The 19296-nt window shown below is 46.4% G+C and carries 20 protein-coding genes; 12 read left to right on the top strand and 8 right to left on the bottom strand.

Annotated elements, in window-relative coordinates; all coding sequences use genetic code 11:
• Window positions 1–59: 59 nt before the first annotated feature.
• On the top strand, window positions 60–2591 hold the full coding sequence (gene acnB / locus ACTF5U_RS02480; protein WP_438970056.1) for a bifunctional aconitate hydratase 2/2-methylisocitrate dehydratase: 2532 nt from the start codon (window positions 60–62) through the stop codon (window positions 2589–2591).
• Window positions 2592–2661: 70 nt separating this feature from the next.
• The gene (locus tag ACTF5U_RS02475; protein WP_438970055.1) at window positions 2662–3369 is read left to right on the top strand and encodes an ABC transporter permease; all 708 of its coding nucleotides are present in this window, start codon (window positions 2662–2664) and stop codon (window positions 3367–3369) included.
• Here ACTF5U_RS02475 and hflD read toward each other — a convergent pair.
• From hflD to ACTF5U_RS02455, 4 genes are read right to left on the bottom strand one after another with little or no spacing between them, the layout of a single operon-like run.
• Window positions 3366–3998, bottom strand: a complete 633-nt coding sequence (gene hflD / locus ACTF5U_RS02470; RefSeq protein WP_438970054.1) for a high frequency lysogenization protein HflD — start codon at window positions 3996–3998, stop codon at window positions 3366–3368. The two genes, ACTF5U_RS02475 and hflD, sit on opposite strands and share 4 nt — an antisense overlap.
• The gene (gene mnmA / locus ACTF5U_RS02465) at window positions 3995–5098 is read right to left on the bottom strand and encodes a tRNA 2-thiouridine(34) synthase MnmA (RefSeq protein WP_438970053.1); all 1104 of its coding nucleotides are present in this window, start codon (window positions 5096–5098) and stop codon (window positions 3995–3997) included. The genes hflD and mnmA overlap by 4 nt, the downstream gene beginning before the upstream one ends.
• 2 nt (window positions 5099–5100) lie before the next feature.
• Entirely contained in the window at window positions 5101–5481 is a 381-nt protein-coding gene (locus tag ACTF5U_RS02460) for an NUDIX hydrolase (RefSeq protein WP_438970128.1), read from the bottom strand.
• Window positions 5387–6100 (bottom strand): pseudouridine synthase, encoded by a 714-nt coding sequence (locus ACTF5U_RS02455; protein WP_438970052.1) that lies wholly within the window; start codon window positions 6098–6100, stop codon window positions 5387–5389. Before ACTF5U_RS02455 ends, ACTF5U_RS02460 begins: the two co-directional genes overlap by 95 nt.
• Window positions 6101–6278: 178 nt before the next feature.
• Here ACTF5U_RS02455 and ACTF5U_RS02450 point away from each other — a divergent pair, with 178 nt between their 5' ends.
• The 3 genes from ACTF5U_RS02450 to ACTF5U_RS02440 all read left to right on the top strand — a co-directional run bounded on the left by ACTF5U_RS02450 (window position 6279) and on the right by ACTF5U_RS02440 (window position 8207).
• A complete protein-coding gene (locus tag ACTF5U_RS02450) occupies window positions 6279–6761 on the top strand; it encodes an FKBP-type peptidyl-prolyl cis-trans isomerase (RefSeq protein ID WP_438970051.1) in 483 nt (160 codons plus the stop codon).
• Between the two features lie 84 nt (window positions 6762–6845).
• A complete protein-coding gene (locus ACTF5U_RS02445; protein WP_438970050.1) occupies window positions 6846–7751 on the top strand; it encodes a D-hexose-6-phosphate mutarotase in 906 nt (301 codons plus the stop codon).
• A 24-nt stretch (window positions 7752–7775) separates the two neighbouring features.
• On the top strand, window positions 7776–8207 hold the full coding sequence (locus ACTF5U_RS02440; RefSeq protein ID WP_438970049.1) for a PGPGW domain-containing protein: 432 nt from the start codon (window positions 7776–7778) through the stop codon (window positions 8205–8207).
• 2 nt (window positions 8208–8209) lie between these two features.
• Here ACTF5U_RS02440 and ACTF5U_RS02435 read toward each other — a convergent pair whose 3' ends face one another.
• Genes ACTF5U_RS02435 through purM form a run of 4 tightly spaced genes read right to left on the bottom strand, consistent with a single transcriptional unit; the run spans window position 8210 to window position 11224 of the window.
• Window positions 8210–8815 carry an NUDIX domain-containing protein gene (locus ACTF5U_RS02435; protein WP_438970048.1) on the bottom strand — a complete coding sequence of 202 codons (606 nt, stop codon included), beginning with the start codon at window positions 8813–8815 and terminating at the stop codon, window positions 8210–8212.
• Window positions 8812–9570, bottom strand: coding sequence for a DUF3108 domain-containing protein (locus ACTF5U_RS02430; protein ID WP_438970047.1), 759 nt, complete (start codon window positions 9568–9570; stop codon window positions 8812–8814). Before ACTF5U_RS02430 ends, ACTF5U_RS02435 begins: the two co-directional genes overlap by 4 nt.
• A gap of 2 nt (window positions 9571–9572) precedes the next feature.
• Window positions 9573–10166 carry a phosphoribosylglycinamide formyltransferase gene (purN, locus tag ACTF5U_RS02425; protein ID WP_438970046.1) on the bottom strand — a complete coding sequence of 198 codons (594 nt, stop codon included), beginning with the start codon at window positions 10164–10166 and terminating at the stop codon, window positions 9573–9575.
• Window positions 10166–11224, bottom strand: coding sequence for a phosphoribosylformylglycinamidine cyclo-ligase (gene purM, locus ACTF5U_RS02420; RefSeq protein WP_438970045.1), 1059 nt, complete (start codon window positions 11222–11224; stop codon window positions 10166–10168). Before purM ends, purN begins: the two co-directional genes overlap by 1 nt.
• 61 nt (window positions 11225–11285) lie before the next feature.
• Here purM and ACTF5U_RS02415 point away from each other — a divergent pair, with 61 nt between their 5' ends.
• From ACTF5U_RS02415 to dinG, 7 genes are all read left to right on the top strand, one after another.
• On the top strand, window positions 11286–12341 hold the full coding sequence (locus tag ACTF5U_RS02415; protein ID WP_438970044.1) for a DUF2066 domain-containing protein: 1056 nt from the start codon (window positions 11286–11288) through the stop codon (window positions 12339–12341).
• Window positions 12338–12895, top strand: coding sequence for a CDP-alcohol phosphatidyltransferase family protein (locus tag ACTF5U_RS02410; RefSeq protein WP_438970043.1), 558 nt, complete (start codon window positions 12338–12340; stop codon window positions 12893–12895). Before ACTF5U_RS02415 ends, ACTF5U_RS02410 begins: the two co-directional genes overlap by 4 nt.
• Complete coding sequence (locus ACTF5U_RS02405; RefSeq protein ID WP_438970042.1) at window positions 12868–13938, top strand: AI-2E family transporter; 1071 nt, start codon at window positions 12868–12870, stop codon at window positions 13936–13938. The genes ACTF5U_RS02410 and ACTF5U_RS02405 overlap by 28 nt, the downstream gene beginning before the upstream one ends.
• 12 nt (window positions 13939–13950) lie before the next feature.
• Window positions 13951–14655 (top strand): DnaA regulatory inactivator Hda, encoded by a 705-nt coding sequence (gene hda, locus ACTF5U_RS02400; protein ID WP_438970041.1) that lies wholly within the window; start codon window positions 13951–13953, stop codon window positions 14653–14655.
• A complete protein-coding gene (locus ACTF5U_RS02395) occupies window positions 14648–15580 on the top strand; it encodes a hypothetical protein (protein WP_438970040.1) in 933 nt (310 codons plus the stop codon). The genes hda and ACTF5U_RS02395 overlap by 8 nt, the downstream gene beginning before the upstream one ends.
• A complete protein-coding gene (recJ, locus tag ACTF5U_RS02390; RefSeq protein WP_438970039.1) occupies window positions 15529–17331 on the top strand; it encodes a single-stranded-DNA-specific exonuclease RecJ in 1803 nt (600 codons plus the stop codon). Before ACTF5U_RS02395 ends, recJ begins: the two co-directional genes overlap by 52 nt.
• A partial coding sequence (dinG, locus tag ACTF5U_RS02385; RefSeq protein WP_438970038.1) for an ATP-dependent DNA helicase DinG occupies window positions 17291–19296 on the top strand: 2006 nt, incomplete at its 3' end. The genes recJ and dinG, both read left to right, overlap by 41 nt.

The following is a 19296-nucleotide window of genomic DNA, read 5'->3' as shown; positions in this document are numbered from 1 at the left end:
GTCTAAATGCTTTCAGGTAAAATGTCTTCGTTTAATTCCTAACTTTGGGGTGAAAATCTGTGCTGACCGAATATCAATCACATGTCGAAGAACGTGCTCAAGAGGGGCTGCCACCGTTACCGCTTGATGCCGAGCAAGTTTCAACCTTAGTTGAACTTCTCAAACAAGGCGATAACAACAGCGAAGCGTTACTTGATTTGCTGATTCATCGCGTGCCGCCTGGTGTGGATAAATCTGCCTATGTGAAAGCCGGGTTTTTGACTGACGTGGCTAAAGGTGAAACCCAGTGCGATCTTATAAGCCAGGTCAGAGCGACTGAACTTCTCGGTACCATGATGGGTGGATACAACGTTCAATCGTTGATCGAGTTGCTGGATGTGGACGCAACAGCCGATGCCGCAGAACTGGCATTACGCAAAACAGTGATGGTGTATGACGCATACCATGATGTAGTAGAAAAAGCAGAAACCAATGAGCATGCCAAACGGGTTTTACAATCCTGGGCTGAAGCTGAATGGTTTACAACGCGTCCTAAGCTTGAAGATAAAATTACGCTGACTGTATTCAAGGTGGGGGGAGAAACCAACACCGATGATTTATCACCCGCACGTGAAGCCTGGAGCCGTCCCGATATTCCGCTTCATGCTAAAGCGATGTTGCAAAGCAGCATGCCAGACGGCATTGAAAAAATCGAAAAACTCAAAGAGAAAGGTTATCCACTGGCATTTGTCGGTGATGTAGTAGGTACCGGCTCCTCGCGCAAATCAGCGATTAACTCTGTGTTATGGCATATGGGCCATGATGTAGCCTATGTGCCGAATAAACGTCAGGGTGGCGTCATTCTCGGTAATAATATCGCACCTATTTTCTTCAACACTGCTGAAGATTCAGGCGCAATGCCAATTGAATGTGACGTTCAGCACATGGAAACCGGTGACATCATCACTGTACTGCCTTATGAAGGTAAAGTCTTAAACGAATCGGGTGACGTCATCAGTGAGTTCACCATGCGACCAACAACTCTGGCGGATGAAGTGCGAGCGGGTGGTCGTATTCCACTGATCATTGGACGTGGACTGACAGATAAAGCCCGTGAAACGCTGGGTATGGAGCCATCTGATATCTTTGTACGTCCGGTTGACCCAGTCGATACCGGTAAAGGCTTTACCTTAGCTCAAAAGATGGTCGGCAAAGCCTGTGGTGTTGAAGGCGTACGTCCAAACACCTATTGTGAGCCTACGGTCACCACAGTAGGGTCTCAGGATACGACTGGCGCGATGACCCGAGACGAGCTTAAGGAACTGGCATGTCTGGGGTTTTCGGCCGATTTAGTGATGCAGTCTTTTTGTCACACCGCAGCCTATCCGAAACCTGTCGATATTAAACTGCAACATGAATTACCTGACTTTATGAGCACTCGTGGTGGTGTTTCATTGCGTCCCGGCGACGGCATCATTCACTCTTGGCTGAATCGCATGATTTTGCCTGATACAGTCGGTACCGGCGGTGATTCACACACCCGTTTCCCGATTGGTATCAGTTTCCCTGCAGGTTCCGGTTTGGTTGCATTTGGCGCCGCTCTGGGCGTCATGCCGCTGGATATGCCTGAATCAGTGCTGGTGCGTTTTAAAGGCGATATGCAGCCGGGTATTACTTTGCGTGACTTGGTGAATGCCATTCCTTATGCTGCAATTCAACAAGGCCTGTTAACGGTTGAGAAAAAAGGTAAGAAAAATATCTTTAACGGCCGTGTGCTGGAAATTGAAGGTTTGCCGGATCTTAAAGTCGAGCAGGCATTTGAGCTATCCGATGCTTCTGCTGAGCGAAGTGCAAATGGCTGTACAGTTCATCTGGATAAAGAACCCATTATCGAATTCCTGAAATCTAACATTTCTCTTATGGAGTGGATGATTGCTGAAGGTTATCGGGACGAACGCACTCTGCAACGTCGAATTGATGCTATGAAAGCGTGGCTCGATGATCCTCAATTGCTTTCACCTGATGCCGATGCTGATTATGCCGCCGTCATTGAAATTGATCTAAACGAAATTAAAGAGCCGCTTCTGGCTTGCCCGAATGACCCGGATGATGTCAAACCATTGTCGGAAGTGCAGGGTGTTGATATTGATGAGGTGTTCATCGGTTCATGCATGACTAACATTGGTCATTACCGTGCTGCCAGTAAAGTGCTGGAAAACATGAATAGCCTGCCGGTCAAATTATGGGTGGCGCCACCAACTAAGATGGATAAACATCAACTGACCGAAGAAGGTGTATATAGCACCTTTGGTCGTGTAGGCGCCCGTACCGAAACCCCTGGCTGTTCACTGTGTATGGGGAATCAGGCCAGAGTCGCTGATGGTGCAACGGTTGTATCCACATCAACACGTAATTTCCCGAACCGCTTGGGTAATAATGCTGATGTGTATCTTTCCTCTGCGGAGTTGGCTGCTGTAGTAGCGAGTCTGGGTAAACTGCCGACAGTGGCAGAGTATCTGGAAGCGGTGGCGGGTATTCAGCCAATGGCATCAGAAATTTACCGTTATCTGAACTTCAACGAACTGGATGAGTATCGTAAAGCAGCGAGTTAAACGCGACCTCATGCTCAAATCAAGGCTGTTTTCTCTGTGAGGAAACAGCCTTTTTTATATTGACGAAACAATGAACGAAACCCTACAAGTTATTCCACCGTTTAATTTGGTGTTGGCCTTTATTCCTGTCGCCTTGGTATTGGTGGTTATGTACAGATGGTCATTACAGGCGACTAATGCTGCATATGCCTTATTGCGCATGCTGATCCAGTTATTGTTGGTTGGCTATATTCTGACTACCATTTTCGCTGCAGAACAGGCATGGATAGTGACGGCAGTGATGTTAGTGATGGTCACGGCGGCAAGCTGGATCGCCCTGAGGACGGTGGAAAGTAAACGCAAGCAGCTGTTTCTGCATGCTTTTTTCTCTATTCTGGCCGGTGGTGGACTGACATTGGTTCTGGTGACACAGTTTGTGATTGATCTAACTCCCTGGTTTGAACCGCGTTATATGGTTCCATTGGCCGGGATGATCTTTGCCAATGCAATGAATAGTGTAAGTCTGGCTGCTGAACGATTACAGGCCGAGATAGCAAATGACCCCGATTATCGTCAGGCCAGAAATAAGGCATTTCAGGCCGCTTTTATACCCACAGTGAATGCCATGCTGGCTGTTGGTCTTGTGTCTTTACCGGGTATGATGACAGGGCAGATATTATCAGGTGTTTCACCTATCATAGCGGCACATTACCAGATTGTGGTGATGTGTATGATTTTTGCGTCGTCAGGTTTGTCGACAGCGTGCTTTTTGTCCACCTGTCGTAAGCAGTTTCTTTAGCTGACAGCATAAAGAGCTTCAGCGGCAGCCATGATCTTGGCACTTTGAAACAGGAACTGCCAGCGTCGACCGCCTTTTTGACGCCACAAGACTGCGGCACGAATACCGGAAAGTAATAATGCTCGCACTTTGTTTACATTGTCTGGCTGTTGTAAAAAGCCGGGGTCACCATAGACCTGAATCTGTGGTTTTAGGCCGCTGAGAGTACGGTGGTAGATGTCTGCAAAGCGAGCAATGACCTGCGGTGACAAAATATCGCCAAAATAATCAATTTGCTGTGGAACCTGATCGATTTCACGGCTTATCTGATCCAACATGTCAGGCTGCTTGGCTAATTGACGTTCCAGATGCAGAAGGCCGATAACGTAACGTAATAACACGACATCCTTTTTGTCTTTTTTCTTTGACAGTTGCGTGTTGAGTTGGCGTATACCTGTTCTCAAATCCGACACAGAGCCATACACTGATTCGGTTGTCAGTGGATCCTGAATGACCAGACTTTGCAGCATGGTTTTAAGTTCAGTTGTGTTTATTTGCCCTGTTTCAGCAAGCTGTTGTACCAGAGCCGCCGCTTGTACCAGTGCAGAGAGGGCGATAGTTCTGTCACGCTGACGTGCTGTAATTTTCACGGATGTACTCCCGGCGCATCGGTAGAGATAATAATGCCACCACCTATGCATTCGTCTTCCTGATAAAACACGACAGATTGCCCTGGCGTGACAGCACGTTGTTTGTCATCAAACGCGACATGAATCAGTCCGCTCTCATCCTTACTGATAGTGCAGGGTTGATCCGGTTGACGATAGCGTGTCTTGGCAGCGGCGCGACAGGGGAACACAGGCTCTTCACCCGTAACCCAGGACAGTTGTTCGGCTTTCAAAGACTGACTCCATAGCCATGGGTGATCGCCCTGAACGACGTAAAGGATACGGTTTTTCATATCTTTACCAGCTACAAACCAAGGCTCACCGGTACTGTTTTTGCGTCCACCGATACCCAGGCCCTGACGTTGGCCTAGTGTGTAATACATCAAACCGTTATGTTCACCAATTTTTTCACCATCGGGTGTGCGCATGTCACCCGGTTGAGCAGGGATATAACGACTTAAAAATTCACGGAAACGTCTTTCACCAATAAAACAGATGCCGGTGCTGTCTTTCTTATCGTGATTAATAAAACCGGCTTTTTCGGCAATTTGACGCACTTCTGTTTTGGGCAATTCACCGAGTGGGAATAACGTTCTGGAGAGTTGCTCCTGACCCAGTGTATAGAGGAAATAACTCTGATCTTTTTTATCATCGAGTCCTTTCAGAAGACGAAATTTGCCATTTCGTTCAGCGACTCTTGCATAGTGCCCGGTAGCGATTAAGACCCCGCCCAATTCCATCGCATGGTCAAGAAATGCTTTGAATTTAATTTCACGGTTACACAAAATATCCGGATTGGGGGTACGGCCAGCACGATATTCATCGAGAAAATGCTTAAAGACATAGTCCCAATATTCCATCGCAAAGTTGGCTTCGTGAAAATCAATGCCAACAGTGTCTGCAACAGACATTGCATCTTTTCGATCTTCTTCGATGGTGCACTCACTCTCATCGGCAAAATCGACCCAGTTTTTCATAAACAGGCCTTCGACCTGGTCATGTTGCTGGTTCAATAGTAACGCCGCAACAGAAGAGTCAACACCGCCGGATAGACCGACTACTACTTTTTTATTTTCAGCCATATTCAGTTATGCAAAATATCAAGGGGGTAACGATGACCAGCCATATAGTCCTGAAAACATTGCAGTACTAAAGGGCTTCGTAAATCGGCTTGTCTCGCTTCAATTTGTTCGTACGGTAACCACAGCGCCTGGTGAATATCATCATCCAGAGGTTGCGAAGGATTATGTTGGGTCGCTTGACCAGAAAAACAATAGCGGATGTAGGTGTCACCCTTTAATGGGTGTATCCAACGATAGATGCCGATCAGGTGTTCTGGTTTAAACTGCCAGGCCGTTTCTTCCTGAGTTTCACGAATCACCGCGTCTATCAGGCTTTCGTCTGCTTCGAGATGCCCGGCGGGTTGGTTTAACGTCATTTTGCCGCGAATTTCTTCTTCGACCAGTAGAAACTGGTTGTTGTGTTCGATCACGGCGGCGACGGTTGTTCTTGGTTTCCAAATCATGACACCATTTTATCATGTCATCGTCTGGCACTGCTTGCCATTGTCCGGGCAATAGGTGTTGAACAGTCCAGTTCGCTATCGCATAGCGAATTAAACGCAGAGTGGGGTGCCCAACAGCCGCTGTCATTCGCCGTACCTGACGGTTACGGCCTTCTTTAATTTTAAGTTCAAGCCATTGAGTAGGGATATGTTTTCGTTCCCGAATCGGCGGCGTACGAGGCCATATGGATGGCGGCTCTATGAGACGTGCCGAGGCGGGTAAAGTGATGCCGTCTTTGAGTTCGACCCCGTTTATTAATTGTTGCAGAGCCTTTTCATCAGGGATATTCTCTACCTGTACCCAATATGTTTTTTCAATTTTAAACTGTGGATTGGCGATTTGGTGTTGCAAAGAACCAGAATCAGTGAGCAGTAACAGTCCTTCACTATCCCGATCCAGGCGCCCGGCCGGATACACACCCTCAAGATCAATATAATTTTTTAAAGTATGTCGACCCTCACTATCAGTGAATTGAGTGAGTACATTATAGGGTTTATTGAAGAGGATAAGCTGGGTCATATTAGGCCGAACAACGGTTTAGTGATAAAATGCGTTTTTTTTGACATGCAGGCGCGGACTTTTGTTTGGTTTTCTGCATTGCAGTGTACCCGACAATGGGGCAGTTATTCATGTCAATGCTCTAGGTTGTAGTGAAAAGCTGCAGCTATAATCCACAACGTTAAGTGAGGAATTTTTAATGAAAGTTGCAGAGAATAAGGTCGTTGTGATCGACTATACGCTGACAGACAACGAAGGTAGTGTGATTGACAGCTCAGAAGGTGCTGGACCACTTGCCTACCTGCATGGTGCTGGTAACATCATTCCGGGTCTGGAAGAAGCGTTGGTCGATAAAGAAGCCGGTGATGAAGTGAAAGCCAGCATTGAACCTGCCAAGGCTTACGGCGAACGTCATGACCAACTGAAACAGGAAGTACCGAGTGAACTGTTCAGTGGTGTAGAAAAAGTAGAAGTCGGTATGCAATTTCAATCTGAAACTGAGCAAGGCCCAGTTTTGGTTACAGTTGTTGAAATCAAAGACGATACTATTACTGTAGATGGGAATCATCCACTGGCGGGTGTACCTCTGAATTTTGAAGTGACCGTTCGTGAAGTACGTGAGCCAAGTGAAGAAGAATTGGAACATGGCCATGTTCACGGTGAGGGTGGTCACCAACATTGATGTGATTGCTGTTGAGAACAGCTTTCCACGTCTATGGAAAGGCGGGCGATTGTGCCCGTCTTTTTGTTTGGGACAAGTAACTTTATGCAAGATCTAAATTACTTAAATCGCATTTTCGGTAGAGAAGACAAAATTCAGTTTGTTGAGGGCCCTGCCGGGATGCCTCTGATTGAATTGGCTACTGCACGCGCCAGTGCCAGAGTCGCCCTATACGGTGGACAGATATTGTCATTTAAGCCTGTTGGTGCTGAGCATGATTTATTTTATCTCAGTCAGAAAGCGATATATCAACAGGGGAAGGCTATTCGCGGTGGAGCACCTTTGTGCTGGCCATGGTTTGGCGATGACCCGGGTAATCTTGGTCGCCAGCCACATGGTTTTGCCCGAAACTTGTTCTGGGAAGTGCTGGATAGCCAGATTCATGATGATAACGCTGAAATTACTTTAGGTCTTGAATCGACCGCCACCAGTAAGCAATGGTGGCCGAGTGAGTTTAGACTTCGCAAAAAGATTCATGTTGGTGAGAAGTTAAGCATTTCTCTTACAACAGAAAACAAAGGTGAAATTCCATTCAGCATTTCAAAAGCTTTGCATAGCTATTTCAGAGTAGGTGATATTACTCAGACACGAGTCAGTGGCCTAGATGGTATCGACTATCTGGATAAAACATTGGGGTTTGCTCAACACAGACAAGCCGGTGATATTCATGCTGATAAAGAGACAGATCGTGTTTATCTTGATGCACCTAAGCGGGTTGAAATTATTGATGCCATGTTTAAGCGCCGCATAGAGATTGAACATAATGGCGCCGATAATTTTGTGGTGTGGAACCCTTGGGATAAAGCAGCCACATTCAAAGATATGCCAGCTGAAGATTACGCCCAATTTATTTGTGTGGAAACGGCCAATGCGATTGCCAACAGTGTGATCATTGCCCCCGGCGCTGCGCATAATATGCAGGTAAGCTATAGTATCAACGCTGAAGGCTGACGGTTTTTTATACAACGCTTATCAATGGAACATTTTTCTTTTCAAGCACTGTTCGATTTCATTTGGGGAAATGACACAATTCTGCTTTGGCTGGGTCTCATTTCCCTTTTTTCATTTCTCGCATCCCTTTTCCTTATTCCCTATCTCGTTGTTCGTATTCCTGTAGATTATTTCGCTGAAGGTGAACGTCAGCCATCACGCTGGGCAGAAGAACATATTGTGCTTCGCTGGTTTTTATTACTGGTGAGGAACGTGTTCGGGATGATTTTCATTGTTCTTGGACTGGCGATGTTGTTATTGCCAGGCCAGGGAATATTGACGATGTTTGTCGGGATTTTATTGCTTAACTTTCCAGGCAAGTATCAGTTTGAACGCAGATTAATTCAGCTCCCCGCAATTAACCGTGGCATAGGCTGGTTAAGAAGAAGGGCAGGACGCGAACCGCTTATATTCTAAACTTAGAGCCATTTTTGTTTGAGCTCATCCCGATGAATGAATAACCACTGAATGGCGATAATCGGAATCGCTGAAATAATTCGGCCTTGTTCCATTAAGGCATAGACCTCATCGAACTTCATGCTGGTAACAGCGATATCTTCATTTTCATGATCAAGGCCGTGCACTCCACCGACATCTTTAGCATCGACTCGGCCGCAGAACAGCGTTAAAGATTCAGATGTGCCCCCGGGGGAAGTGAAAAATTCACTGATTTTGATCATTTCTCCAATCTCACAACCCGCTTCTTCCTCGGCTTCGCGACGAGCTACGTCTTCTGCGGTTTCACCTTCTTCCATGGCGCCCGCAACAATTTCCAGTAACCAGGCATCTTGCTGATCGGGTAAAAGAATAGCGCCTGCACGGAACTGCTCAATAATGACCACTTCGTCACGCTTGGGATCGTAAAGCATGACTGCAACACAGTTACCTCTATGAAATACTTCACGACTGATTGGTGCGCTCCAGCCACCGTCATATAGTGTGTGTTCAATCGTGTATTTTTTGATGCTGAAAAAACCTTTGAAAGGTGTTTCCTGATTGATAATTCGAAACTGTTTTTTTGTCATGGGTTATTTATCGGATTAGCAGATTGCAAAGGCGTGAATGCGGCTTTACTATCAATGCCCTTTAGACGTCGTAGCAAGGCCGTAAAACGAGTTTCATCTTCGATATGCTCTAACTTAACCGGAAGATAATTGAGTGCGGGTGCACACCAGAGAGTCGTTTGTCGATCACTGGGTTTTTCACGATGACGAGTCAGTTTGACTGCTTCAATCTGCCCCAACGGTGTCGTGATGATTTCTTTACCCAGCACTTCAATATGGTAAGTTTTTAATTTACCGCCATCGGCAATGCGGTAATCAACTTGTTCAATGCCGCGTTCTAAATCCTGCATAAGCCTGATCTGGTAAACCAGTTTATCCAGGGTGCCAGGCTCCAATTCAAGCTCCCATGGATGCTGACGGTCATCAATACTGACGATGTTCTTTTGCCAGTCAAAATCCATTTCCAGAATTTTGTCTTTCTTGCCACCACTACGCTGATAAATATAGCTTTGCGGTTTGACTTTACCGTTATGAGATTGCCAGAGACTGGTTTCTTCAATCACGTCGGGTTTGAAAAAAGAAAACACGCCCTTGGCCTGACTGACGGAGTGGAAACGTCTGATGCCTGACGGTTGCGTCTCAAGACTCCTTTTTAATTCTCCTGCCTGAATACCGTTTAATTTGACTAGGTAATTAGCAGAAAAATCAGGTAGTTCCTGTGCTATCAGGCTGTTTGAAATGCTAAATAACAGGAAAATACCAAAAAGTTTGAGCATAATTAATTCGCTTGACGTGTCACCAGTTTCTTTAAGGCAGCAGGATAGAGCAGATGTTCCTGCTCGAGAACTCTCGCTGAGAGTGTATCGGCATCATCGTCTGGGTAAACAGGTACTCTTGCCTGCAATATTACCGGGCCATCATCCAGTTCTGCTGTGACAAAGTGCACACTGGCGCCATGTTCTGTTTCTCCCGCTTCAATGGCACGCTGATGGGTATGCAATCCCTTAAACTTTGGTAACAGCGAAGGATGAATATTAATCAGCCGGCCTTCAAAATGCGTCACAAACGCTTCAGTCAGGATACGCATAAACCCAGCGAGGATGACAAAGTCCGCAGTATGGCGGTCAATTTCAGCAGCCAGTGTTTGATCAAAAGCGTCGCGACTGTCGAATTTTTTATGATCAATTACAGCGGTAGGGATACCAGCATTCTGAGCATATTCCAGGCCGGCTGCATCAGGTCGGTTACTGATAACAGCCTTGATGTCGACATCAAGTTCATCCTGCTTTGCAGCTTCGACAATTGAGCGCATATTACTACCTCGGCCGGAGATCAGAATCACCAGCCGTGTTTTACCTTGCTTGTCTGTCATTATTGATTGATTACCACGAGGTCGTCATTGGTATTGGCTGTTTCGATATAGCCGATCAGGCTTGCAGACTCACCCGCTTCATTCAATAAGGCGATAGCTTTATCAGCATCGTCTTCAGCCACGACGATGACCATACCGATACCGTTGTTAAAGGTACGATACATTTCAGTATCTTCAACATTGCCTTGCTCTTGCAGCCAGTCAAATACAGCAGGGCGTTGCCAGCTGCTAGCATCAATCACTGCTTTGACACCCTCGGGTAATACGCGGGGAATATTTTCCAATAAACCGCCACCAGTGATGTGAGAGAGGGCATGAATTGATATGGTTTGGTTTAACTGCAAAAGTGATTTCACGTAAATTCTGGTGGGAGCCAGAAGTTTCTCCCCCAATGTTGCACCATCAAAAGCATTATCCAGAGACTGACCACTTCGTTCCAGTATCTTACGGATTAAGGAGTAGCCGTTTGAGTGCGGCCCTGACGCTGCCAGGCCAATGAGTTTATTGCCAGCAGCGACTTTAGTGCCATCAATCACCGCGTCCTTTTCTACCACACCGACACAAAAACCAGCGAGATCATAGTCGCCTTCTTCGTACATGCTTGGCATTTCAGCGGTTTCGCCACCTACGAGAGCAGCACCGGCTTGTAAACAACCTTCTGCAATACCTGAAACTACTGACTCAGCGACATCGATATCCAGTTTTCCGGTTGCATAGTAGTCAAGGAAAAACAGCGGTTCAGCGCCCAATACTGCAATATCATTGACACACATTGCGACCAAATCTATACCGATAGTGTTATGAATGCCCGATTCAATCGCCAGTCTCAGTTTAGTACCGACGCCATCCGTACCGGAAACAAGTACCGGTTGCTTATAGCGATCAAGCGGTAATTCGAATAAACTGCCGAAACCACCTAAGCCTGCCATTACACCCGGACGACGGGTTTTAGCCGCATGCGGTTTAATACGATCAACGAGGGCGTTACCGGCTTCGATATCAACACCGGCATCGCGATAACTGAGTGAAGTGCGAGAAGGATTCGCGCTGTCTGTCATGGTTAATTCCTGAAAAAATGTATAGCGTCACACGCTGAAAACAGCGTGTTAGAATACCACAATGCATCGATTATTTTTTACCCTAATTTTGCTCAGTTTGACCTGTGGCAGCCATGCCGCTGAGGTTGATAATCTTTATCAAGCTGAGCTTCCTATCAATTCCCGTGATAAACAAGAGCGCGCTGAGCTGACGCCACAGTTATTACAGCAGGTTATACTCAAAGTTGTTGGTGACAGTGCGCGAGTCAGCGATACGGATCTGAGTCCAATGCTAGACAATGCAGACAAGTATGTTCAGCAGTTTGAATATCAACGCAGTAATATTGTCGAGGCAGACCTGACACAACCCGATCAGTTAACCTTGAGATTGAGTTTTGACCCTGATGGTGTAAATCAGGCAATAAGAAATTTGGGCTTACCTGTCTGGGGAAGAATTCGCCCTGACATTCTGACTTGGATTGCAATAAAACAAAACAGTAAGCAAACCTTATTAGGTTCGGATAATGTCAGTTCTAATGCCGTTGAATATCTTGACAACGCAGCTCGTAAACGCGGCTTGCCCCTACTTTTGCCTTTGATGGATTTGGAAGATCAGTTCAAGGTGAACTTTGACACTGTCTGGCAACAGGATGCTTCGTCGATACAATCTGCCTCCATGCGCTACGGTGCAGATATTATCCTCATGAGTCAGGTTATGCTGAACGATGCAACAGCAAAGATTGAATGGGCTGCGATTATCAGTGGTGATGTTAAAAAGTGGCAATCGCAAGGCACGCTGCAAGAAGCATTTGAGCTGGGCATGGGGGAACTGGCAGATATGCTTTCCAGCCGCTTTAGCCAGACACTCAATGAGAGTCAGCCAAATCAGATTTTGTCGGTGCAAGTTTCAGATGTGCTGGACTATGGTGATTTTACCCGTTTGATGCGTTATTTAAGACAACTGGATTACATCACCGATATTGAGGTGATTAATTTAAATGATCAAAAGCTTGATTTGGCGGTCGCGTTTGATGGTAGTTTAGATGTTTTAGAACGTACACTCGCCGTCGGACGTATGCTGGCAGAAGAAACACGTTTTGATGGCAATGATGCCAAACAATATCGGTTATTACCTTGAGACTGAAAGATATTCCAAATCTGATCTCCGTATTGCGTATCGTTCTGGTTGTCCCTGTGATGTGGGCATTGGCGACGCAGCAATTCATTTTGGCATTGGTGTTATTTGCGATAGCAGGTATTTCTGACGGTCTGGATGGCTTTCTGGCAAAACATTTCCATTGGGAATCACGTCTGGGTTCTATTCTGGACCCCATTGCAGATAAATTACTACTGGTTGCCAGCTTCGCCACACTAACCTGGTTAGGCTTGTTGCCCTTGTGGTTGCTCTGGTTTGTTCTGGCAAGAGACCTGATCATTGTCAGTGGCGGCTTAACCTATCACTATTACGTCGGGAAGTTCGACTTAACACCTTTATGGAGCAGTAAAATCAGCACCACCTTGCAGATTGCATTGGTGCTATTAGTGATTTTTCTGCAGCAGTGGTTTGATGGATTCGAATACATCATCACGGTGGGAATTTGGCTGGTTGTAGCGAGTGTCATCATCAGCGGCACGGAATATGTTCTAGTTTGGGGAGAAAGAGCATGGCGGCAGATAAAGCAAAAAAAATGAGTGATATCAACAAGCTTATTCTGGTTGTCCTGTTTATCCTTTCAGGTTGGTTGTTCTATCAGCTTTCACCGGTCTTGATGCCCTTTTTCATTGCGGCATTGCTTGCCTACCTCGGTGATCCTCTGGTTGATAGACTGGAGGCTTGGAAGCTTTCCCGAACCGTTGCGGTGACAGTGGTATTTGCCGTTCTTTTTATCGTTATTTCAATTATGTTGCTGGTGTTACTACCATTGCTCAGTGCCCAGATTGCGAAACTTTTCAACGATTTGCCGGGCTATATAACCACCTTACAAAAATTGATTGAACCTTGGTTGCTTTCTGTTGGTTTACCGACCGACGTGATTAATCTGCAAACATTAAAACAGGCGTTGAGCAATTACTGGTCTGAAGTGGGCCAGGTCGCCGGTGGTGTATTCAATTATATGACGCGTTCAGGCATGGTTCTGTTGCAATGGGTGGGTAATCTGGTGCTGATACCGGTACTGACATTCTATCTGTTACGTGACTGGGACGTCTTAGTGGCAAGATTCAGGGAGTTATTGCCACGTCGTTACTCAGACACATTCATCAAGATGTCGCTGGAGTGCGACGATATGCTAGCGGGATTTTTGCGGGGGCAGTTAATGGTAATGTTCGCATTAGCGGTCATTTACACTATTGGACTCACTCTGATTGGTTTAGAGCTGGCACTGCTGTTGGGTGTTATTGCGGGTATTGTCAGTTTTGTTCCGTATCTGGGCTTGATAGTAGGTATTGCGTTGGCTGGTCTCGCCGCATTTTTTCAGTTTGGTGAATGGCTACCGGTTTTATACGTTGTCCTCGTTTTTGGGTTTGCCCAATCCATTGAAGGAATGGTGTTAACACCACGCTTTGTGGGCGAACGCATAGGTTTACATCCTGTGGCCGTTATTTTTGCCGTTCTGGCCGGTGGTCAGTTATTCGGGTTCACCGGTGTGTTGCTGGCTTTACCTGTGGCTGCTGTTGTCATGGTGTTGTTGCGATATGCGCATCAGCATTATGTCGGTAGCCATCTTTATTCATAAAACTTACAAAATATGTCTGTTGCCCAAACACAACTAACCCTGCGCCTGTCGCCGCAAGAAATTTATCATTTTGATAATTATCTGTTTGCTAAACCCGAGACTGAAAAAGCACTGCAGGCGTTTTGTCATTTAGATAACCTTGATTTTCTCTATCTCTACGGTGAGGCAGGCACAGGGAAAACCCATCTGCTGATAGCGTGTGCGGAAAAAGTACAACAGCAAGGCCGTCGCGTCACTTATGTGTCACTTGCTGAATTGATGCAAACCTCCGAGCCAGCTGTAATCCAGTCTTTAGAACAGACTGATTTATTATGTCTGGATGATATTGAGGCGATTGCGGGTCACCCCGAGTGGGAGGTGGCATTGTTTCATTGTTTTAATCGTTTGCATGATGCCAAAGGCAATTTGTTAGTGGCGACTGAACATAACCCGGCTAATATCCGTATTGAACTGCCTGATCTTTGTTCTCGTCTGGCAACAGGGCTGGTTTACCACCTGACAACGATGACAGATGAACAAAAGCAGCAGGCTCTTATCTTGCAATCTCAGAAACGTGGACTGACTATGAGTGATGAGGTAGCGCAATATCTATTGCGTCATTACGGACGTGATATGCCCGCATTAATGGATGTATTGCAACAACTTGATAAAGCATCCTTACAAGCGAAACGCAGGCTGACGATTCCATTTATCAGACAGGTGCTGGCAGGTGGGTAAGACCTCGCTGACGCTGGTTCTTCCTGACTTTGCAGTATTGTTTGCAAACGAACTCAATCATGCAGCATTACCCGATAATTTCAAAATGCTGACTCACAAAGCGCGATTTAAGGAAGACTCATCCGGCCTTTATCACCACCTCATTAGCTTATTCAACCCGCAACAGAAAATCTCTTCAGATCTTCCTGTGGCAGAACTCATCAGTGGGTCTGAGAAGAGTATTTGCGCCGACCCCTGTTATCTGCACCCTGATCGCGACAAATTATTGCTGTTTTATCGCGATTTGGATTTAACCATAGAAGAATCAGAGACATTCGTGCATTTTTTACAACCACTATTTCACGAAATGCAGGCCAGCTTAAGCGTACTGACAGCGGGACAGTGGTTATTGCATATAAACAATGCTGATGAGGTTAACTTTTATGCCAAAGAGGGGTTACACGGGCAGCCTGTGACTGATTTCCTGCCTCAGGGTAAGGATGCATCAAAATGGATAACGTTATGGAATGAAATCCAGATGCTGTTATTTGATTGCCCATTGAATCAGACCCGTGAAGCCGCGGGAAAAGTACCTATTAATGGTTTATGGTTTTGGGGGGCAGAGCCTTTATCCGAAAATTGGCAAGCATGGTCACACGTTTCAGGAGATGAAAGCACACTTGAGCATATGGCAGCTTTGAGTCAATCCATGTACTCTCAGCACTGCGCGAATTACGCAGTCATGAGCGGAAAAAAACGTCTTCACCTTGAGTTTTTTGACGTAGAAAAAGACTGGGAGAAGCAGCTCGGGGATTTGAGCGATAATTGGTTGAAACCCGCTATGACAGCGCTAAGAAAGTGGCAACTTAACGAGTTGAACCTTATCGTGCCCGAGTGGGGTACATACCGATTGACGCCGCTATCCGTCTGGCGGTTCTGGTCATGAAGCAGATTGATATTCAACAACGTGACGCCACGGGTTGGGCTGCGTTACCTGATAGCTGGCCAGATTGTCTCAGAAGAATCATGGCGGCACGTGGTATCAAACAGGTTGAACAATTATTTTTTGCGCTAACGGATTTACCCCGACCACAGCAAATGCTGGGTATGGATAAAGCGGTCGCTTTATTATCTGAGGCTTTATCAAAGCAATGGAAAATCACTGTTGTTGCTGACTTTGACAGCGACGGGGCAACCAGCTGTGCTTTGGCTATTCGCGGACTAAAAGCGATGGGCTTAAACAATATTGATTACATTGTGCCTAATCGGTTTATTCACGGTTATGGTTTGACGCCGGAATTACTGGATGAAATACCGCAGCAGAATCAGCCTGATTTACTGTTGACTGTTGACAATGGCATCGCCGCGATTGCGGGGGTAGAAAAGGCGCAACAGCGGGGAATAAAAGTGCTCGTTACGGATCACCATCTGGCTGGTGATGCCTTACCCGATGCGGATGCCATCATTAATCCCAATCAACCCGGCGATACGTTTCCGTCCAAGAATCTGGCGGGTGTGGGTGTGTGTTTCTACTTATTGCTGGGATTACGTCAGCTATTACGCGACAACAACTGGTTTAAACAACAAAACCTGCCTGAACCGAAAGTTGTGGACTGGTTGGATATTGTGGCCTTGGGAACTGTTGCCGATGTGGTGCCATTGGATAAGCTGAATCGAACTTTGGTGGATATGGGGCTTAAACGCATGCGGCATGGGCAAGCCTGTGCGGGTATTCAGGCATTAAGTCAGATTGCGGGTCGTGATATTAGCCAACTGGTATCACCTGATTTAGCTTTCAGTATTGCACCTAGGTTGAATGCTGCCGGACGAATGGAAGATATGGGCCTAGGTATAAATCTGTTACTCAGCGATGATCGGGATCAGTCACTAACAATGGCATCGCAACTGGATCAGATCAATCTTGAGCGACGTGGTGTCGAGCAACAAATGCAGCAAGATGCAGTCACCATGCTCGAAGGCATCAGCCTGGATACTGATGAACCTGTGCCAGGCTATTGTTTGTTCGATTCACATTGGCACCAAGGCGTAATTGGATTGCTGGCATCCCGTATCAAAGAAAAGACGCATCGGCCTGTGATAGCTTTTGCCCCCGGTGCTGAGGGTGAACTAAAAGGCTCAGCGCGTTCCATCGCCGGCATTCATATACGTGATGTGCTGGCACGCATTGCAGCCCGGCACCCTGATATGCTGCAACGCTTTGGTGGTCATGCCATGGCAGCGGGTTTAACCCTTAAGGAAAACGAGCTGGAACGCTTTCGGCAAGCATACAATCACGTGTTGATAGAGTCAGTGGATCCCGCTGTTTACCAACAACAGTTGCACTCGGACGGCGAACTGTCGGATGATGAAATTAGTTTGGATCTTGCTGAGCAATTGCCTCATGCGGCGCCGTGGGGCCAAGGCTTTGAAGAGCCACGATTTCATGGCTTGTTTTCGGTCAAGGACTGGCGGCTTGTTGGTCAGGATCAGGACCATCTGAAACTGAATTTACAACTGGCGGATAATCGCCAGATTACGGCGATGGCTTTCAGGCAAACGAAACCGGAATGGTTACAAACAGGTTGTGAGATATTGATCCGTTACCGGCTTGCAGTGAATGAATTTCGCGCCAGCAGAACGATACAGTTTCTGATAGATGATTTGCTGCAACCAGTCGCAGCTGAAGCTGGAGATTAAGTTGCTTGACGCTATCTTCCAGCGCATCGAAAAGATGGTGCCTGATTTTAAACCGCGACCCCAGCAGCAACAGATGAGCGCATTTATCGCGCAACAAATGAAAAATCCGCCTCAACAACGTATCGCAGTAGTTGAAGCACCGACAGGGGTTGGTAAGACACTGGCGTACCTGAGTGGGGCGATTGAAGCAGCCATCAATAATAAAAAAATGCTGGTTATCAGCACCGCCACAGTTAACCTGCAACAGCAATTGATTCAGAAAGACCTGCCGCAATTCTCTGCCGCAATGGAGCAGCCCATTCGGTTTGTGCAGGTAAAAGGACGCCGACGTTATCTTTGTCCGAGTAAACTCACGCAGTTAGCAACAGCCCCTGATCAACAGGAGCTGGGTATCGATATCGATGATAAATATAAGCGTGTGTTGCATATGGCCCATGCTAAAAATTTATTATCGGAATGGGACGAGGAGCGTTGGGATGGTGACAGGGACAGTCACCGTGACACCATTGAAGCAGATTTGTGGAGCCAAATATCGACTGATTCAGAAGGATGCGCCGGTAAAAGCTGTTCGTTTTATCTGCGTTGCCCGTATTACAAATTACGTCGGGAAATGCTCAGTGCGCAGGTCATTGTAGCGAATCATGATTTGATTTTAAGTGATGCTGATTTGGGAGGTGGCCTAGTGCTGCCCAACCCTGAAGAAGTCCTGTTTGTATTTGATGAAGCGCATAATCTGCCACGCAAAGCATTGGACCACGCTGCAAAAGCATTAAATTTTATTCAGTTGTATCAAACTACCGAAACAGCTGACAGCGTGTTGAAAAAAATTCCGTCAGCCTTGGCCTTCAGGCAGCATGACTTTGGCTATATGTTGGCTGAATTGAGGAAGGATCTTCCAGCCGTTATCAGCCATCTGCAACAGCTGGAGGCGATATTACACAGTGATGGACTAGTTCAGGATCTGTTGGAAAAACGTATCAGTGAACCACGCATTTTCTGGAACAGTCCGCTGGTAAATGCGCTGTTAATTCCCTGTCAGAACTTATTACAGCGTGCTAATACGATATATAAACATTACTCCGTCTTTGCTAAGTGGATAAAAGAAGGACTGGAAAAGACGCAGTTGTCTAATAAGGTGGGCGAAGCGCTATTGCCACAGGTCGGAACAGTGCAGAATATCTTCGGTTACCTTATCGACTTTATGGGCTTATTTTTAGAACCAGATCAAGAGGATAGGCCACCTAATGTACGGTGGTTATCCTTGGAAAAATTTGCCAAACAAAAGACGATTGTTGTTCATGCCGGTCCAATGACTGCTGCCTACTTTTTGGATCGCAGTCTCTGGAACCGTGCTTACGGCGTCGTACTCACATCTGCTACGTTACGGGGTATGGGCTTGTTCCATCGCTTTCGTATCGATTGTGGTCTGCATCGTTTCAATGAACAGCATTTTCTGGCTGTGCCTTCACCATTCAATTATAGTGATCAGGCCACATTGAACATGCCTGCAATGCAGTTTCTTCCTAATGAGCAGCAACAGCAATGGCGTCAAGAAGTTGTAAGGCAGCTGATAGAGATCATTAATGTGGATGAAGCCACGCTGGTTTTATTTACCTCCAGAGAGGTAATGGAAGCGGTATATCGGCAATTACCCAACACCTTAAGCAGCAAAGTTTTAATACAGGGTGATACTTTGTCACCTAAGAATATGGTGTTACGCCATATCCGTCAGATAGAATCTGGTCATGGCAGTATTATCTTCGGTATGGATCGGTTTGCTGAGGGTGTCGATTTGCCCGGTAATCTCTGTACACACGTGATTATCACCAAACTGCCGTTCCCTGTGTTTACCCGGCCTATTGAACAAGCTAAGCAGGAGTGGATTATCCGAAAGGGAGGGCAGCCTTTCACCGCTTTATCCTTACCCGCTGTCAGTATCAAGTTAATTCAAGCCTGTGGGCGACT

Source organism: Methylophaga sp. (assembly GCF_965655755.1).
Taxonomy (GTDB): Bacteria; Pseudomonadota; Gammaproteobacteria; order Nitrosococcales; family Methylophagaceae; genus Methylophaga.
The sequence above is the reverse complement of the archived record's forward strand: the minus strand, read 5'-3'. Positions and strand labels throughout refer to the sequence as shown.

Excerpts from the sequence above, each read along its gene's own strand:
- ACTF5U_RS02475 (WP_438970055.1), top strand. The coding sequence starts at position 2,662 with ATGAACGAAACCCTACAAGTTATTCCACCGTTTAATTTGGTGTTGGCC.
- mnmA (WP_438970053.1), bottom strand. The coding sequence starts at position 5,098 with ATGGCTGAAAATAAAAAAGTAGTAGTCGGTCTATCCGGCGGTGTTGAC.
- ACTF5U_RS02455 (WP_438970052.1), bottom strand. The coding sequence starts at position 6,100 with ATGACCCAGCTTATCCTCTTCAATAAACCCTATAATGTACTCACTCAA.
- ACTF5U_RS02450 (WP_438970051.1), top strand. The coding sequence starts at position 6,279 with ATGAAAGTTGCAGAGAATAAGGTCGTTGTGATCGACTATACGCTGACA.
- ACTF5U_RS02445 (WP_438970050.1), top strand. The coding sequence starts at position 6,846 with ATGCAAGATCTAAATTACTTAAATCGCATTTTCGGTAGAGAAGACAAA.
- ACTF5U_RS02440 (WP_438970049.1), top strand. The coding sequence starts at position 7,776 with ATGGAACATTTTTCTTTTCAAGCACTGTTCGATTTCATTTGGGGAAAT.
- ACTF5U_RS02435 (WP_438970048.1), bottom strand. The coding sequence starts at position 8,815 with ATGACAAAAAAACAGTTTCGAATTATCAATCAGGAAACACCTTTCAAA.
- ACTF5U_RS02430 (WP_438970047.1), bottom strand. The coding sequence starts at position 9,570 with ATGCTCAAACTTTTTGGTATTTTCCTGTTATTTAGCATTTCAAACAGC.
- purN (WP_438970046.1), bottom strand. The coding sequence starts at position 10,166 with ATGACAGACAAGCAAGGTAAAACACGGCTGGTGATTCTGATCTCCGGC.
- purM (WP_438970045.1), bottom strand. The coding sequence starts at position 11,224 with ATGACAGACAGCGCGAATCCTTCTCGCACTTCACTCAGTTATCGCGAT.
- ACTF5U_RS02415 (WP_438970044.1), top strand. The coding sequence starts at position 11,286 with ATGCATCGATTATTTTTTACCCTAATTTTGCTCAGTTTGACCTGTGGC.
- ACTF5U_RS02405 (WP_438970042.1), top strand. The coding sequence starts at position 12,868 with ATGGCGGCAGATAAAGCAAAAAAAATGAGTGATATCAACAAGCTTATT.
- hda (WP_438970041.1), top strand. The coding sequence starts at position 13,951 with ATGTCTGTTGCCCAAACACAACTAACCCTGCGCCTGTCGCCGCAAGAA.